The organism is Agrobacterium sp. DKPNP3 (assembly GCF_052686535.1).
Map to the genome: position 1 here is coordinate 54,691 of NZ_JBQYSN010000005.1, position 16,649 is coordinate 71,339.

14 protein-coding genes are annotated in these 16,649 nt (G+C 59.0%); 5 read left to right on the forward strand and 9 right to left on the reverse strand.

Translation table 11 applies throughout. The features are described 5' to 3' along the window. The first annotated feature begins 50 nt into the window (after positions 1-50). The gene (locus ACUTJJ_RS02700; protein ID WP_445541209.1) at positions 51-1,256 is read left to right on the forward strand and encodes an MFS transporter; all 1,206 of its coding nucleotides are present in this window, start codon (positions 51-53) and stop codon (positions 1,254-1,256) included. 26 nt (positions 1,257-1,282) lie between these two features. Then, complete coding sequence (locus ACUTJJ_RS02705) at positions 1,283-2,023, forward strand: copper homeostasis protein CutC (RefSeq protein WP_445541210.1); 741 nt, start codon at positions 1,283-1,285, stop codon at positions 2,021-2,023. On the opposite strand, the gene ACUTJJ_RS02710 is transcribed toward ACUTJJ_RS02705, so the two are convergent. The 7 genes from ACUTJJ_RS02710 to ACUTJJ_RS02740 all read right to left on the reverse strand — a co-directional run bounded on the left by ACUTJJ_RS02710 (position 1,989) and on the right by ACUTJJ_RS02740 (position 11,665). Beyond that, on the reverse strand, positions 1,989-3,140 hold the full coding sequence (locus ACUTJJ_RS02710) for a glycosyltransferase family protein (RefSeq protein ID WP_445541211.1): 1,152 nt from the start codon (positions 3,138-3,140) through the stop codon (positions 1,989-1,991). The genes ACUTJJ_RS02705 and ACUTJJ_RS02710 overlap by 35 nt on opposite strands. Then, the gene (locus tag ACUTJJ_RS02715) at positions 3,137-4,384 is read right to left on the reverse strand and encodes a glycosyltransferase family 4 protein (protein ID WP_445541212.1); all 1,248 of its coding nucleotides are present in this window, start codon (positions 4,382-4,384) and stop codon (positions 3,137-3,139) included. The genes ACUTJJ_RS02710 and ACUTJJ_RS02715 overlap by 4 nt, the downstream gene beginning before the upstream one ends. A gap of 37 nt (positions 4,385-4,421) precedes the next feature. Beyond that, the gene (locus ACUTJJ_RS02720; protein ID WP_063948401.1) at positions 4,422-5,630 is read right to left on the reverse strand and encodes a glycosyltransferase family protein; all 1,209 of its coding nucleotides are present in this window, start codon (positions 5,628-5,630) and stop codon (positions 4,422-4,424) included. Positions 5,631-5,702: 72 nt separating this feature from the next. Beyond that, positions 5,703-6,878 (reverse strand): ABC transporter permease, encoded by a 1,176-nt coding sequence (locus ACUTJJ_RS02725; protein WP_445541213.1) that lies wholly within the window; start codon positions 6,876-6,878, stop codon positions 5,703-5,705. Next, positions 6,875-7,873 (reverse strand): ABC transporter permease, encoded by a 999-nt coding sequence (locus tag ACUTJJ_RS02730; RefSeq protein WP_296071364.1) that lies wholly within the window; start codon positions 7,871-7,873, stop codon positions 6,875-6,877. Before ACUTJJ_RS02730 ends, ACUTJJ_RS02725 begins: the two co-directional genes overlap by 4 nt. 1 nt (position 7,874) lies before the next feature. Beyond that, entirely contained in the window at positions 7,875-9,776 is a 1,902-nt protein-coding gene (locus ACUTJJ_RS02735) for an ABC transporter substrate-binding protein (protein WP_445541214.1), read from the reverse strand. Next, entirely contained in the window at positions 9,773-11,665 is a 1,893-nt protein-coding gene (locus ACUTJJ_RS02740) for an ABC transporter ATP-binding protein (RefSeq protein WP_445541215.1), read from the reverse strand. Before ACUTJJ_RS02740 ends, ACUTJJ_RS02735 begins: the two co-directional genes overlap by 4 nt. 209 nt (positions 11,666-11,874) lie before the next feature. Here ACUTJJ_RS02740 and ACUTJJ_RS02745 point away from each other — a divergent pair, with 209 nt between their 5' ends. Beyond that, a complete protein-coding gene (locus ACUTJJ_RS02745; protein ID WP_445541216.1) occupies positions 11,875-12,837 on the forward strand; it encodes a glycosyltransferase family 32 protein in 963 nt (320 codons plus the stop codon). On the opposite strand, the gene ACUTJJ_RS02750 is transcribed toward ACUTJJ_RS02745, so the two are convergent. Beyond that, on the reverse strand, positions 12,829-13,572 hold the full coding sequence (locus ACUTJJ_RS02750) for a polysaccharide deacetylase family protein (RefSeq protein ID WP_445541217.1): 744 nt from the start codon (positions 13,570-13,572) through the stop codon (positions 12,829-12,831). The genes ACUTJJ_RS02745 and ACUTJJ_RS02750 overlap by 9 nt on opposite strands. Beyond that, on the reverse strand, positions 13,569-14,666 hold the full coding sequence (locus ACUTJJ_RS02755) for a glycosyltransferase family 4 protein (RefSeq protein ID WP_445541218.1): 1,098 nt from the start codon (positions 14,664-14,666) through the stop codon (positions 13,569-13,571). The genes ACUTJJ_RS02750 and ACUTJJ_RS02755 overlap by 4 nt, the downstream gene beginning before the upstream one ends. Before the next feature lie 127 nt (positions 14,667-14,793). Between ACUTJJ_RS02755 and ACUTJJ_RS02760 the strand changes: the two genes are divergently transcribed. Together ACUTJJ_RS02760 and ACUTJJ_RS02765 are read left to right on the forward strand one after the other, a co-directional pair. Continuing rightward, complete coding sequence (locus ACUTJJ_RS02760; protein WP_404496028.1) at positions 14,794-16,134, forward strand: nucleotide sugar dehydrogenase; 1,341 nt, start codon at positions 14,794-14,796, stop codon at positions 16,132-16,134. Between the two features lie 4 nt (positions 16,135-16,138). Further along, positions 16,139-16,621, forward strand: coding sequence for a class I SAM-dependent methyltransferase (locus ACUTJJ_RS02765; protein ID WP_063948420.1), 483 nt, complete (start codon positions 16,139-16,141; stop codon positions 16,619-16,621). Positions 16,622-16,649 lie beyond the last annotated feature (28 nt).

Below are 16,649 nucleotides of genomic sequence, written 5' to 3' on the forward strand. Positions count from 1 at the left end.
GATAGTTTACCCCGATCCGGCAAAGCCGGATCACATCCAGGCGAATTCCCATGCCATCGGCTCTTTCCATCGTCATCAACAATCCGTCGATCCGCATCGGGGCGCTCGCCATCCTGTTTTTTGGCTTCTCGAATGCCGCGACTGCCCCCTATCAGGCAGTCATCGGTATTCGCGAAATCGGGCTCAGCAACAGCGTCTATTCGATGCTGATGCTGCTTGCCGCCATCATCAACGTCAGTGCCAGCGTGTTGATGGGGATCGTGGCCGACAGGCTGGGAGAATATCGTAAACCCATGCTGTTCATCGCGCTTTTCGGCGTTAGCGGTTATCTTCTGGTCTATCTGGTCGGCAACGCCACGGCTTTCGTCAGCGCCAAGCTCCTTCTGCTTCCGATTTTCGGGGCGATGAATTCGCTGATCTTCGCGCATGTGCGCGCGGACGCACGCAACCTTTCGACCGGCGACATGATCGCGGTGAATTCGATCATGCGCGCCACCATCTCCCTGTCCTGGGTTCTGGTGCCCGGTATCGTCGGTATTTTCCTTGTGAACTCCGGCAATATGCTTCTGGCCTTCCTGTTCTCGGGCATTTGCGCGCTTGTCTGCTTCCTGTTGGTTGCTTTCTGCTTGCCACGCGCGGCGACGCCGGCGGTGGTCAATACGGAGGCGCGCTTCGGCTTTATGGCTTCGCTTTCGGAAATCGGATCGCGGCGGGTGCTGTTGCGGATCATCGCCATCGCGCTGATCTGCTCGATGCTGCATCTGAACGACTCTATCCGCTCGCTCATCATCACCGGACAGGCAAGGGGTACGGTCGCAGATATCGGCATCGTCGCCGGTATCGTTGCCGCGCTGGAAATCGTTTTCATTCTCTTTTGGGGCTGGATCGAGAAGAAGATGCCGCAAACGCTCACGCTTGCGGCTGGCTCGGTACTTTACGCGATATACCTTGTCCTGCAGGGGCTCGCGACCGCGCCATGGCACATTTACGCGCAAACCCTCATCAGCGCGCTGGGTGCAGCCGCCATCATCAGTATTCCCATTACCTATCTACAGGAGTTGATCGCAGACCGGCCGGGGCTAGGAAGCTCGCTGATCGCCGTAAACATCTTCCTTGGGGCTGGTCTCGGCGCTCTCATTTTTGCTTTGGGAACGCTGGTCACCAGCTATTCCGGCACGTCGATACTCGGTGCGATCGTCGGTTTGGGCGGCGTTTATATGCTCTACACGCTTGATGGGACCGGCCGCCGCAGGTAACGGCCACCCGGATGAAAGAGGTACCTATGATTCTCGAAATTTGCGTGGACGATGTGGCGGGTCTGGAAGCGGCCGTGAGGGGCGGGGCAGACCGTATCGAACTTTGTGCCGCGCTCTCGGGCGGCGGGGTCACCCCATCGGCAGGGTTCATGCAGCGGGCGGCGACCTATGGACTGCCGGTGAGCGTGATGATCCGGCCGCGCGCCGGCGATTTCGTGTTCACGCGCGACGAGGCCGACGTGATGAAGCGCGATATCGATGCGGCACGCGTGGCAGGGCTTTCCGGCGTAGTGATCGGCGCATCGCGTGCCGATGGCTCGCTTGATATGCTGATGCTTGAAGAATTGCGCCGCCACGCGGATGGGCTGGACATGACGCTTCACCGCGCGTTCGATGTCGCGCCCGATTTGGAGGAGGCTCTGGAGGCTGCTATCTCGCTCAGTTTTCCTCGCGTCCTCACCTCAGGCGGTGCGCGCTCGGCGCTGGAGGGCATCGAAACTTTGGCGCGTCTATCGGATGTCGCCAAGGGCCGCATCGTCATCATGCCGGGTGCCGGTGTGCGTCCGCAAAGCGTTCAGGCTTTGCTGGATCGCTTTCCGATCACGGAAATCCACGCTTCCTGTTCCGCCGTGCTATCCTATGATCCGGAAAGCATGGTGGCGAAGCTTGGTTTCACCGGTGCAGGGCGGAAGGCGACGGACGAAGCCGCCGTGCGCCAATTAAAGGCAATTCTCACCGCTCGTCATAAAGGCGGCGTAGCGCTCTAGCGGTGCCGGCGGCGCCATCGAGATCGAGGTGAACCTTGCCCGGTTCCGGCAGCGCCAGAGCTGCCTCGATGGCGTCGGACATGGACTGTCCAGAGATGTTTTTTTCCTCCAGCACCTGCGCCAGCCCGAGCCGCGCCAGCCTTTCCGCGCGGGCGCTCTGCTCCGTCTCGCCCCCGGCCGCGAAGGGGATAAGAAGCGAGCGGCATTTCGCCTGGAGGACGTCGCAAACGGTGTTGTAGCCAGCCTGCGAGACCGAAAGCCGCGCGCCTGCCAGAAGACTGGCGAAATCCTTGCGGAAGCGGAAGACGGAGACATTGTCCGGCGCTTCAGCGGAGATCGCATCGAAATCCATCTGCGGCATGTTCGGGCCGGTGACGAGGCACCAGCTTTTGATGCCAGGGAGCAACGGGGCGGCCTCAAGCGCTGCCCGGATGAGCGCTGCACCGACAGCACCACCACCTGCGGAAACCACGATATCGAATTTTTCCACCGGCTCCGGCGGTGGCAGCGGGGCGACGAGCCCGGTGTAGACAATGCGCTGGCTGATCTCGTCGGCGAGGGGGAAAGTGTCTTCCAGCCGGGCGAAGTCGGGATCACCGTGCACCAGCACCGCGTCGAAATGTTTCTTCACCAGGGAAACGGTCTCTTCGTCCCGTCCCGGCTTGGTCTTTTCCTGCAGGATATCACGCAGCGATGTCATGACGAGCGGGCGTGGTTCGCTGTCTTCGATCTCGTCCAGCAGCGGCAGCAATTCGAAGCGCACCTGTCGGCGGCCAAAGGGGAAAGCCTCGATGATGACGATATCGGGTTTCGCGCCGTGATAGGCGCCGATCAGCATGTCGGTTCTGAGGTTCTTGATGGCGTCGTCAACCGGCTTACCGGCACTGTCGACAAGGCCGGAAAAGCTGCCGTCACTCACGGCGATCGGCGGCAACTCCACATGGCGGATGCCTTCACCCGGAAAACCCGGAACTGGAGTACCGCCGGTGACGAGAACAACGTCAAAGCCATCCGCCTGCAGAGCATTGGCGATGCGGCTGGCGCGGGCAATATGGCCGATGCCGAGAAGATGCTGGACGTAAAAGAAAACACAGGGACGTTTTTCCATCTCGGTCATGGTGTCTTTTCCCACTCGGTCTCGAACAGAGCCTTCAATTCCGCGATACTAGTGCGATGATCGAAGGCGGTTCGCACACGGTTTTCTGCGGCAGCGCCCAGACGTTGGCGCAGTTGTGGATCGGTGATCGCGCTGCGCAGCGCTTCCGCAAAGGCTGCCGGATTTTCCGGCTCCGTCAGCAGACCGTTTTCGCCATTGACGAAGAACTCCGGAATGCCTGAAATATTGGTGGAAACGCAGGTCAGCGCCTGGCTCGCTGCCTCGACCAGCACATTGGGTAGACCGTCGCGATCGCCATCGCTGGTGATGCGGCAGGCAAGCGCGAAGAGGTCCGCCTCGCGGTAATTTTCCAGCACCTGCTTTTGGTCCATGGCGCCGGTCCAGACGATCCTGTCGGCAATGCCGAGTTCGTCGGCCAGTTTTTTCAGCGCGGAGAGTTCATCGCCACCGCCGATATGGGTGAAGCGCCAATGGATGGTCTGGGGAAGCGACGAGAGCGCCCGCAGCAGAATATCGATGCCCTTTTTCTTCACTGCCCGACCGACGCTCAAAATCCGAACGGGGTCATCCGAATTGGATCCGTCCCGCGCTGGGCGGGGCGTTTCGAAATGCGGAAATCGGGTGAGATCGAGACCGTGATAGCTTAGATGCACATTCCGCCGCGCCCCGGAAAGGGTCTGCAGGTGCTGAAAGCCACCAGCGGTGCAGGTAACGGCCCAGCGGGCGCTTTGCAGCTTGGCCGCAAGGTCGCGGTCGCCGGAGGTCCAGATGTCCTTTGCGTGCGCCGAAATCGTCCACGGCACGCCCGTGATGAGATGGGTATAGGCTGCGACCGACGCGGGCGTGTGGATGAAATGGACATGCAGCCATTCGGCATCCTCTGGCCATTCATGCGCGAGCACCGCGGCCTGCCCAAAGCGGCGGAAGCGGTTGCGGCTGAAATCATGCGGCAGGTCGCTGAAAAAACGGCGAAGCGCTCTGCTGAAACCGCGCTTCTTGCGGCAGGCCCAGAGCGCTTTCAGGACCCGCAAAGGCTCTTCATGCAGATATTCCGGCAGATATGTGACGGGTGCCCGGATTTCATCGTGGACAGGATGACGCTTCTTATCCGTCGGCCGGCGCATCGACACGAGTTCGAGTTCCAGCCCCGCCTTTTCCAGCCCCAGAAGTTCCTGGGCGATGAACGTCTCAGACAGGCGCGGGTAGCCCTTCAGGAGCACCACGATTTTTTTCGTATCGGTCACAGCGTGTATGTCTCTAAAAATTGGTGCCGAGCCGACATCAGGCGCTCAGCGTCATCTGTGATCTCTCACCCTCGGGCGGCAGCCATTCGGCAATTCTGCGGGAGATGTTTTCGAGACCGTCGAGCTTCAAGCCGCGCGCGCTGACCGAAGGCGGCGCGCGATTGGGCAGGGCCTTTAGCGCTGCCGCCATTTTTGCCGGGTTTTCGGCATCTTCCGGCAGCAGCATGTCGAAAAGACCAAGCTCGGATGCACGACTGGCGCGGATCAGCTGTTCTTCCCGCGGTACCGTGCGGGGCACAACGAGGGCGGGCTTATCGAAGGATAATATCTCGCAAACAGTATTGTAGCCGCCCATCGATACAACGGCCTGCGCACCAGCGACGAGGTCTTCCATGCGGTTGTCGAATTCGATGATCTCGATATGCGGGATATCGGCGACGCTGCTCATGAAGCGCTGGCGCTGATCTGCCGGCATATAGGGGCCAAGCACGACGAGCGCCTTGTGGGTCAGTTCTGGGTCATGGTGATAGGCGTTGATGACGTCGTCGATCAATTCACTGCCGTCGCCACCGCCGCCGGTGGTGATGAGAAGATAATCGCCTTCCGGCCGGTGAGCCACTGTCTCGGCCTGCGTCTTGGATCGCTGGAGAAAGCCGACGAAATCCATCTTGTCGCGAACGGTCTTCGGGACATCGAGCCCTGTCAGCGGATCGTGAAAATCAGGCGGACCATAGACCCAGACATGGTCATAGAGCTTGCCGATCTTGTTCATGACATTGTTGCGCTTCCACTCGGCCTCGAGCAGCTGCGGCGCGTCCATGACATCACGCAGGCCGATGACGAGCTTTGTGCCCTGTCCCTTGAGATAGGCGAGCGTCTCTTCCACCTCGCCGCGCAAGCCCATGGGCTCCTTGTCGACGATGAAGATGTCAGGCTTAAAGCTTTCGGCGGTATGATAGATGATGGAGCGGCGCATCTTCAGCGTTTCCTGAAGATCGATATGCCTGTCCATCGAGGTGTATTCACCATTGCGGAGCTTGATGACGCTCGGGATTTTCACGAAATCGACGCGGGCGCGGTAATCGAATGCACCGGCAATGGTGGCGCCTGAAATGATGAGAACGTTCAGGCCGCGATAATCCTCCACCAGCGCGTGCGCGATCGTGCGACAGCGCCGCAGATGGCCGAGACCGAAGGAATCATGGCTGTACATGAGAATGCGCGCGTCGTTCAAACGGGAGCTCATGGGCCACACCTCTTTTTGCCTTCCACAAAAAAGGCGATGGCTGAAGGGCAATAGATCAAGGTGTATTCCATTTTATCTGAAGGGGTCCGCCGCATCACGTAGTCCGTCGCCGAAGAAATTAAAGGCCAGGATGACGAGAACGACCGGGATCGTCGGGATGAGAAGCCACGGATATAGCGCAATGACGCTGACGCTGCGCGCCTCCGTGAGCAGAATTCCCCAACTTGTGATCGGTGGCCGAAGACCGAGGCCGAGGAAGCTCAACGCAGTCTCGCCGAGGATCATGCCGGGAATGGTGAGCGTCGCCGAAGCGATGAGATGTGACATGAAGCCGGGAATGAGGTGTCGGCCAATGATGCGCGAAGTTCCGGCGCCCATCAATTGTGCTGACAAAACATAGTCTTCTTCGCGAAGCGCCAGCAGTTTGGAACGCACGGCGCGCGCAAGGCCCGTCCAGTCCAGCATGCCGAGAATAATGGTGATGCCGAGATAGACGAGGATGGGGCTCCAGGTCACCGGCATGATTGCGGCGAGCGCCAGCCAGAGCGGAATGCTCGGAATGGATTGCAGCACTTCGATGATGCGCTGGACGATCAGATCGAATGTGCCGCCGCGATATCCCGCGAGACCACCGATCACAATGCCGAGAACGAAGCTCATCGCGACGCCGAGAAGGCCGATAGTCAACGAAATTCGCGCGCCGTAGATGATGCGGGAAAGCACGTCACGGCCGAGCCGGTCGGTGCCAAGCAGGAACATTTCTCCGCCTTCGGCCGGGCAGACGAAGTGGGTTCTGCCTTCGAACAGGCCCCAGAAACGATAGGTGTCACCCTTGCAGAAGAAGCGCAGCGGCTGGATATCCGTTGGCACGTCGCGGTAGACGCGCCGCAGATTATTCATGTCGAGCGTCATCTCGCGGCCATAAACGAAGGGCCCGACAAATTTACCATCGTTGAAGAGATGAATGGACTGCGGCGGCGCAAAGATATGATCGATGTTTCGGGTGTGCAGATTATAGGGCGCAAGGAATTCGCAGATGAGGATGGACAGATAAAGCACCAGCAGGAAAGCGCCGGACCAGACGGCAATCTTGTGCTGGCGGAACTGCCACCACATCAGGCGCAGCTGCGACGCCTTGCTAAAGGCGGCCATGCCCGATGTGTTAGGTTCGATCAGAGAAGGATCGAAAGGCGCTGTCGAGACATAATGGGGAAGGGCGTCGCCGGGCTTCGGGATGGATGAAGTCATTTGACGTTACCACCTCCAAAACGGATTCGGGGATCGAGTATGGCAAGGGCGATGTCCGAAACCAGAACGCCGATGACCGTCAGGAAGGCAAGGAACATCAGGAACGAGCCGGCCAGATACATGTCCTGACTCTGCAACGCCCTGATCAGCATCGGGCCGGTTGTTTCCAGCGACAGGACGACCGCTGTGATTTCCGCTCCCGATATAATGGCGGGCAGGATGGAGCCGATATCCGAGATGAAGAAGTTGAGCGCCATGCGCAGCGGATATTTGGTCAGCACCTTGAAGGGGTGCAGACCCTTGGCGCGAGCGGTCACCACATATTGTTTCTGCAGCTCATCCAGAAGGTTGGCGCGCAGCCGACGGATCATGCCGGCGGTGCCCGCCGTGCCGATGATGAGCACCGGTATCCAGATATGTTCGAGGATCGACTTGAACTTTGCCCAGCTCATCGCCTGATTGAGGTACTCCCGGTCCATCAGGTGGCCGATGGAGATGCCGAACCAGATGTTGGCGAAATACATCAGGATCAACGCCAACATGAAGTTTGGAATGGCAATGCCGAGCAGGCCGAGGAAGGTCAGGCCATAATCGCCCCAGCTGTATTTGTGGGTGGCGGAATAGATGCCGATCGGGAAGGCAATGAGCCACGTGACGATGATCGTCAGGAAGGACACCAGCACCGTCAGCCAGAGGCGGTCGCCCACGACATCGCTGACGGGCAGCTGATATTCGAAGGAATATCCGAAATCGCCGACCAACATACCTGTCGCCCAGCGGAAATAGCGGATCGGTGCGGGTTGGTCGAAACCATAGCGGGTGCGCAACTCCTCGATTTCAGCAAGGTTCGCCGTCTCGCCCATGGCGCGCAACTCGGCGACATAACTTTCGAAATAGTCACCCGGCGGCAGCTCGATGATGGTGAAGACAAGCATCGAAATCAGGATCAGCGTTGGGATCATGACGAGGATGCGCTTTAAAATATACCGCAGCATATCAGGCCTCTCCGTCATACCAGAACGTATCCGGCATGTAGACGCCGAGATAGGATGTCGGTTCATAACCGAAAAGCGCCTTGTCCGGCACGTTTCGCATGCGCTTCACATGAACAACCGGTTGCAGCGCGCCGTTGACAATGCCGATGGAGAAGACCTGCTGGGTGTAAACACCAAGCATTTCCAGCCAGATCGCTTCGCGTTCTTCCTCTGTCACGCTTCTGCGCCAGGTCTTCAGGAGATCGAGCAGATGGGCGGCTTCCTTCAGGTCGGGCTCTTTACCTTCGCGGCCGCCCGAGAGATAGTGAATGCCCCAGACCGGCCATTGAAGCTGGTCGTCGCCTGTGGGGGCAAGCCCTGACGGCAGCATGTCGGCCGTGGGCACGCCATTATCCATCCCCATCCACACCGACATCAAGACTTCGCCGCCCATGGCGCGCTTTCGGAAAACATCACGCTGGGTAGGACGAACGGAAACCGCGATGCCGATATGCCGCCAGTGGTCCGTGACCAGCTCCATCACGTCGGTTTCCAGCGTGCTTTCGCCCGTGGTCTCGACGATAATGTAAGCCGGGCGGCCGTCCGGCAGAAGACGAAGGCCGGCATCGTCGCGTTTGTCGAGACCGACCTCATCGAGCAATCTATTTGCCGCTGCGCGGTCAAAGACGCTCCAGGCGTCCGCAAATTCCTGCCGGTAAAGCGGGCTTTCCGGTAGAACGGTGTCGGCGCTTTCCTTGGCGAGCCCGTAAAAGCAGACCATGTTGATTTCGTGCCGGTTGATGGCAAGCGACAGAGCACGGCGCACACGCACGTCCTGGAACGTGCTTCGCCAGACCGGATCAGCGCAGTTGAGATTTGGCAGGAGCGCGATGCGCGAGCCCTGGGAGCGCTTGTAGAGATTAACCTTCAGGGGAAAACGCTTCTCCGCGTCCTTCAGGAACGTGTAATCGGCAAAATCAAGGCCGAAATATTGCAGGTCGCTATCGCCCGAGGCTGTCTTGGCGGAAATGATATCGGATGAGGTGACGTTCAGCAGGAAGCGGTCGAGATAGGGCAGTTGCAGCCCGTTTTCATCGACGCGGTGGTAATAGGGATTGCGTTCGAAGACGAATTGTTCGGCCGGTGGTGCGGTGGTGTTGCGCCAGGCGTCAAGCGTTGGCAGAGCAGGGTTTTCCGGGCGCACCTGCCGCGACATCTTGATGTGCAGCCCGCTCCAGTCATCCGCCTTGTTTTTCTTGATGAGCTTGGCCAGGTTTTCCGGCGTCTGATATTTGACGTGGAACTGCTTCATGTACGCGGCTGGCAAGAACAGCCGCGCCGGCGACGCTGCCGCAAGCTTCGCCAGAAAATCCGGGTTCGGGCCATCCCAGCTGTAACGAACGGTCAGCTTGTCGATCACCTCGATCTGGGGTGGCTTGTTGTTGACGAGAAGCTCGATTGGCGGGCCGCCCTTGTGGATTTCCTTATTGAGAGCGACATCCTCCCAGAAATAGCGAAAATCCTCTGACGTGAAATCGCTGCCATCGGACCATTTGTGGCCCTCACGCAGCTTGAAGGTGAAGATGCGCTCTTCCTGGACCTCGTAGCTTTCGAGGATATCCGGATGCAGCTCGAATTTCTCATCATATCCGACCAGCCGGGCATAGTTGCTGATGGGCATCAGGCGGATATCTCGCTGCCCACCGATCAGCATGCGCACCGTGCCGCCGTGTTTTCCGGGCTCACGACCGAGCGCTTTCACGTCGATCACACGCGGGTTTTTCGGCAGCCGGTCGGCGACGCCCGGTAATTCGCCTTTCTCGCGCTTTTCCTTGAAGTAGTCAGGATCAACATAAGCGGCGCGCGCAAAGGCCGGCATAAAAACGGAGGCCAGAAGGGCAAGGGTGGTGCGACGCGTGATCAAGGGCGAAGCTCCCGGATATCGGCATTGCCGTTGGCCAGCACGAAATGACCCTCGCCGAGGTCGGCTGAAACCATCTGGCCGTCGCCGTCATCCCGGAATTGTTTGCCCCAGTCGAATTTGCCCGTCGCGCTGATTTTGCCGATGGTGCTAAAATCAAGCGGGCGATCGAGATCGGGGAAGGGCACGGCTGCGAGCAGCGATTTTGTATAGGGGTGGACGGGAGCGCGCATCAGGCTCTCGCGCGGCGCCAGCTCCACGATACGGCCTTCACACATGACAGCTACACGGTCCGCCATATAGTCCACGACCGCCAGATTGTGCGAGATGAAGAGATAGGTCAGCCCGAGATCCTGCTGCAAGTCCTTCAGTAGATTGAGGATTTGTGCCTGCACGGACACGTCGAGGGCAGAAACGGGTTCATCGCAGATCAGCAGTTCCGGTCCGAGTGCCAGCGCCCTGGCAATACCGATACGCTGCCGCTGGCCACCGGAGAAGCTGTGCGGATAACGGTTCAGTGCGCTTTCGCCAAGGCCGATCGCCCTGACCAGACCACGAACTTTTTCCGCCCGGTATTTGGCGTCGCCGCGTCCATGGATTTCAAGCGGTTCGCTCAGAATGTTGCCGATGGTCATGCGCGGCGAGAGCGAGGAAATCGGGTCCTGGAAGACCATCTGTATCTTCGAGCGAAGCTCTTTCAGCTCGCCGTCCTTGGCATTGAGCACATCGATATCGCCTTCCTTCCGATGGAAAGTTATCGAGCCTTCATCGGGGCGAACCGCGCGCATCAGGATTTTGCTGACGGTTGTTTTGCCGCTGCCGCTTTCGCCGACCAGGCCGAGACATTCGCCACGGCGGATTTCGAAACTGACGCTATCGACAGCCTTCGTCGCATTGGCAGCGCCTTTGCGGAACCAGCTCGATTTGCGGGTCGTGAAGGTCTTGCTGATATTGTCTACCGTCAGCAGCGGGCCGGGGGTCTTGTTAACCGCGGCGGTCTTCTTGCCGACCAGACTTTCGTGGTCGATGTTGATTTCACGCAGCGCCTTCAGCCTTTCGCCCGGCTTCATGTCGAAGTGAGGCACAGCCGCCATCAGCCCCTTCAGATAAGGGTGGGCAGGCGCCTTGAAAATGTCGTTGACGGTGCCGGCTTCCATGATTTCGCCCTGATAGATCACGGCAACCTCGTCGGCGATGTTTGCCACCACGCCCAGATCGTGGGTGATGAGCAGCATGCTCATGTTGAGCCGGCTCTGAAGATCGCGCAGCAGTTTCAGAATCTGCGCCTGTATCGTCACATCAAGCGCGGTCGTCGGCTCATCGGCGATGAGAAGTGCCGGACGACAGATGAGCGCCATGGCGATCATCGCGCGCTGTCGCATGCCGCCCGACAGTTCGAACGGATACATGTTCACGACCTTCTTTGGATTCGAAAAGCCGACGAGGTCGAGGGTCTCGTACATTTTTTCAGCACGCTCTGCCGGTGACAGAATGCTGTGAATGCGAAGCGCTTCATCGATCTGGTTGCCGATTGTGTGCAGCGGCGAAAAGGAGGTCATGGGCTCCTGAAAGATCAGGCCGATGCGATTGCCGCGGATCGAGCGGATTTCCCGTCCATCCTTCGGCAATTGCAAGAGATCGACGGGGCCGGCGGCGGCATTTTCTGGATCGGTAAAGAGCACGCGGCCGCTCACCCGCGCCGTCTTGGGATGAATGCCCATGATCGTCTGGCCGATGACCGACTTGCCTGAGCCGGATTCGCCCACCAAGGCGGTCACTTTTCCCGGAAGAATGCGAAGGCTGGTGTCCCTGACGGCATCGATGGTGCCGCCCATGAGAGAAAATGAGACCCGCAGATTTTCGATACGGAGCAAATCTGCGCCAGCGCTCATGCCAAAGTGTTCCTTGCCGTCTCTCTATCGTTGCCTTGTGACAATTGCTCAGGAGGGCTTAAATTCACGTTATCGTAGGGCTTGTTGTCTGTCTATGCCTCTGAAACAATGAATTGTTTAGCGAATTCAAAGCCGGCTTCCGAAATGCGGTGCCTGCCTCATGCCTTTTGTTTGACGATAAGTTAACGAGCCTTTCTGAACGAGGATCCATGCCCGATAAGAAATATTACGACGGCCAGCTGGAGAAAGCCCGTCAGTTGCAAACTGAGGGCCAATATGCGGAAGCGCATGCGCTTCTCCTATCACTGGCTGCAGCAAAAGATGCGCACCTGATGGGGGAGCAGACCGTGCTTGGCCTGCCGCGCCGGCTGCATGCGGCAAGGTTGCGGCTTGCCAAGGCCGAAGGTGATCTGGTCGCCAGGATCGGGTATCAATATACGCTGGTTCCGCCGCCGCAGGCGCTGGAGAAATATGCGCGGTTTTCCACGGAGGAGCGCCGCTTGATCAGCCTCAAAAGCCGCGAGCCTGTGCCAAGATGTATCCACCAGATATGGATCGGAAACAAAGCGCCCCCCGTGTCGGTTGAGGCGTGGGCGGCGCACGCTGCTAAGCACGGCTATGACTATCGCCTCTGGCGCGAGGCCGATCTGGAGCGGGAAGGGGTTTTATCGAACGGCGTCTTTAAGGCGATGCTGGATGAAGCCGATTATCCGGGCGCGGTGGATGTTGCCCGTTACATCCTGCTGGAGCGTTTTGGCGGCATCTATCTTGACTGCGACTGGTATCCGGCCAGCGACGATGTGAGCTTTGACGCCTTTCTCCCTTTGGTGGGGTTGACGGTGTTCGATGAAAAAACGCCGCGCGACACGGGGCAGGGCAGCACGCTGCTTGCCAATTCCTTCATTGCCACACCCGCTGGCCATCCGGTCTTCCGCAAGATGCTCGAGTCATTTCCAGGGATTTTGAGGGACATGCCGCGTGCGCCGGCCTGGTGGTCCACAGGCCCGCTGATCTTCACCATCACAGCGCGAGCGGGAAGCATCAACCTTGCGCCGGCGGGTTTCGTCGCCGCGTCTCTGCCGGATCGCGCGCCCTTTGAAGAGGTCGAGGCGATCAGACGCACACTTTCGAACGCGGCGAGCGGCATACTCATCGCCTGGAAATCATGGTGAGAGGTTGTCGATGAGGTCCTTCGAAGACCGCCAGCGGGCGGCCGGATGACCGCAGGTGACCTCAAAAAGCCGTCTCAGGAAACCCCAAACCGCGCCATCATGCACGAGATGATGGGCAAGGATCCCGGTCGTTGCGCCGCTTTCGGCTGCGCTCAGAATACGGGCGGCGGTTTCTGCAAATAGCACATCAGCGTCGCGACCACCTCGGCTGCCGTGCCAGTCAATCACGTCAACATGGGTGTTCAGGCGTGGCGGAAGACCGGGTTTCTCCGGACCGAAAACGGAGAGGGCGCGGTAGCCAAGACCCGCCAGCCTTTCCACGATACCGGCGTCGATGCGGTTCCATGGTGGCACGAGCATTGGCACGAAACGGCTGCCATGCAGATCGTGCAGCTTTTCAAGCCCGGACTGCAATTCGTCAAGCACCACAGCCGCCTCACGATGCGATCCGAGTTCCTGCTTCTTTTCTTTTTCGCTGGCATAGTTCGTGTGCGACCAGCCATGGACGGCAACCTTCGCGATATGAGAAGCCTCAAGACGGCGTGCGAGTTTCTCCGTCGTCTTTTCGGGAATGACCGCGAGCGTCACTGGAACGCTGAAGTCGGCGCAGAGATCGAGCAGCGTTTCGAGTGCCGGTGTCGGTTCCACCGCATCGTCGTCCCGGAGCCAGAGATCGGCCTTTATGCCGCGCCGGCTGCATTCATCCAATGCCGCGTTAAGTTTTTCCAGACTCATGATCGTCGCGCCTTTGCCTGCAAAAGGATATGGTTCAGCTTCGTTGCGGCGTTTTCCAGAGATCGTTCATTGATGACGAATTGGCGGGCCGCTTTTGCCAGTTCCTCACGCTGCCTGTCATCGCCGAGCAGGGTCTTGATCGCCTCGGCATAAGCGGCTGTATCATTTTCCGGTGTCAGTAATCCTGTTGTGCCGGATTTTACCACTTCGGGAACACCGGCCACTTTTTCGGCCACGACGGGCAGGCCGGCAGCCTGCGCTTCGAGATAGGCGAGACCATAAGCCTCGCCATGGCCCGGCCAGACGTAGAGGGATGCTCTTGAAAGAAGTGCCGCGATGTCCATCGGGCTCTTTTCCCCATGCCAGACGAGGCGGTGATCGGGAAACGCGCTGAACATGGTCTCCACGGCCGTGCGTTCCGGGCCGTCGCCGACGATGTCCAGCCTCCAGCCGAGAGTTTCAGGCAATAAAGCGAGCGCTTCGGACAGGCTACGATAGCTTGAGAGCTTATCGCCCGCGCGCATCATGGCGACGGTGATGAGCCTTGATGGCTGTGGCCGAGGCGCCTTGCCGCGAAACGACCCGGCGTCGATAAAGGGTGGTAACATGGCCCATTGCAGGCTCGGGGAAGCGCGTACAAGCCCTTCACGATCCCGCGCGGTAAAGCAGATATTGACCGCGGCCCCGTTCAGTGCGGCGAGCAGCGCGTCCTGAACCGCCTGCCAACCCACATCGTTGCGTTTCGGCGAATAGGATGCCTCGGCCGTGACATAGGGGATGCCGAAACGCTTCACCAGTTCCGGTCCGAGCAGATCCGGGGCCTTGTAATAGGGATGGTAGCAGAACCAGAGGTCCGGTGCGCCGTCCTGACGCCATAGCTCCGTGATCGTTTCGATTTCGAGCCTGGCCTCATCGGCAAGCGATGACCGTGCCGGATCGTCCGGTTGTTTCAGAAAGCTGCGCAGCTCGGAAGCGACAAAAACCTCATGGCCACCCATCGTCATCGCCTTCATCAGCAAACGTGCCATCAGCCGGTCGCCGGAGGGAACGGGATGGTTGGGCGATTTGAGCGGCGCATAAAAGGCGATCTTCATGGCGATGGTTGTGCGTTGCCGACGGCTTGGGCGTCAACCGGAATTTGAAAGGGCCGAGCCTTGACAGGCTCCTCATTCTTGCCCAACTGAGAAGCATCTTTTGCACATGCGCGGAGCGTGACACGCTTTGACTTCCCCAGACATCTCCAAGAACCTGCTTTCCAGCATTCAAAACAAAAGCGCCAAAGCTGGCGTGATCGGGCTTGGCTATGTCGGCCTGCCGCTTGCCATGACGATCGCCAGGGGCGGTTTCAAGGTTGTGGGTTTCGATATCGATCCCGGTAAAATCACGGCGATCGACGCCGGTCGAAGCTATATCGAGGCGGTTTCGGACGAGGTGCTCGGCGATGTCCGGCAGGACGACGGTTTCGTCGCAACCAACGATTTTTCCAGACTGGCCGAATGCGACGTCATCGCCATCTGTGTGCCGACGCCCTTGACCAGATATCGTGAGCCGGACCTCTCCTACGTTGAAAAAACCTGTCGGGACATTGCCGCCCATCTGCGCAAGGGACAGCTGATAGTTCTGGAATCGACTACCTATCCCGGAACGACTGATGGTGTGGTGAAGACCATTCTGGAAAGCACCGGGCTTGTTTCTGGCGTCGATTTCTTCCTTGGCTTTTCACCCGAACGTGAAGACCCCGGCAATCGCGATTTCGAGACCTCGACGATCCCCAAGGTCGTTGCCGGCGATGGGGTCGCGGCCGGCGAGCTGATGGCGGCTTTTTACGGCTCAGTCGTCAAAAAAATCGTTCCGGTCTCGACCAACGCCACCGCCGAGGCCGTGAAGATCACCGAAAACGTCTTCCGTGCCGTCAATATCGCCCTCGTCAATGAACTGAAGGTCGTCTACGAGGCGATGGGTATCGACATCTGGGAAGTCATCGACGCGGCAAAAACCAAGCCGTTTGGTTTCATGCCTTTTTATCCAGGTCCGGGTCTCGGCGGCCATTGTATCCCGATCGACCCATTCTATCTCACCTGGAAATCGCGGGAATACGAGCTGCCCACGCGCTTCATCGAGCTTGCCGGCGAAATCAACACCGGCATGCCGAGGCATGTCATCGGCCGGCTTGCCGAAGCGCTCGATATTCATGCCGGCAAGGCGCTCAGCCGTTCCAGGGTGCTGGTGATTGGGCTCGCTTATAAAAAGAACGTGCCCGACATTCGCGAAAGCCCTTCGCTCAAGCTGCTCGAGATTATCAAGGAGCGTGGCGGCGACGCTGCCTATTTCGATCCTTTCGTTGCCGAAATCCCGAAAACGCGTGAATACAGTCATCTCATGGGCATGAAATCGGTGGCGTGGGACAGAGCCACAATTGGCCGCTTCGACGCGGTTCTTGTGGCAACCGACCACGATGATGTCGACTATGCCGCCCTGAGCACATGGTCACCCCTAATCATCGACACACGCAATGTCTTCGCGCGGCGTAATATCGCTGCAAAACACATTATCAAGGCCTGATAGCATGAGCAGACTGGACAGTTTCATTCGACGGCTGAGCGCGCAGCGGGACATCCTTAATCATGTCGCCGCTGATCTCGACTTGCCGCGCGAGGGGGCGCTCATGGAAATCGGGCTCGGAAACGGGCGAACGTTCAATCATCTGCGAGAGCTTTTTCCCGACCGGCGCATCATTGCCTTCGACAGGGCCATGGGCGCACACGCTTCCTCGGTTCCAGCGGAGGGCGATCTCGTGATTGGTGAAATTGCGCAAACCGCCCCAGCCTTTATCGGCGCGGAGGCGGCCATGGTGCACGCCGATATCGGTACGGGGTACCCCGAAAAGGATGCCGTGACCCTTACCTGGTTACCCGATCTTGCGGCCGGCATGCTGGCGAAGGGCGGCGTCGCGATCAGCGGGTTGCCTCTGGATCACGCCATGCTGAAGCCGTTGCCGGTGCCGGAAAGCGTGCCGACGGACCGCTATTTCCTTTACAGAAAGATCTGATGCCGGCGGTCGCCCATGCCTGGCACGG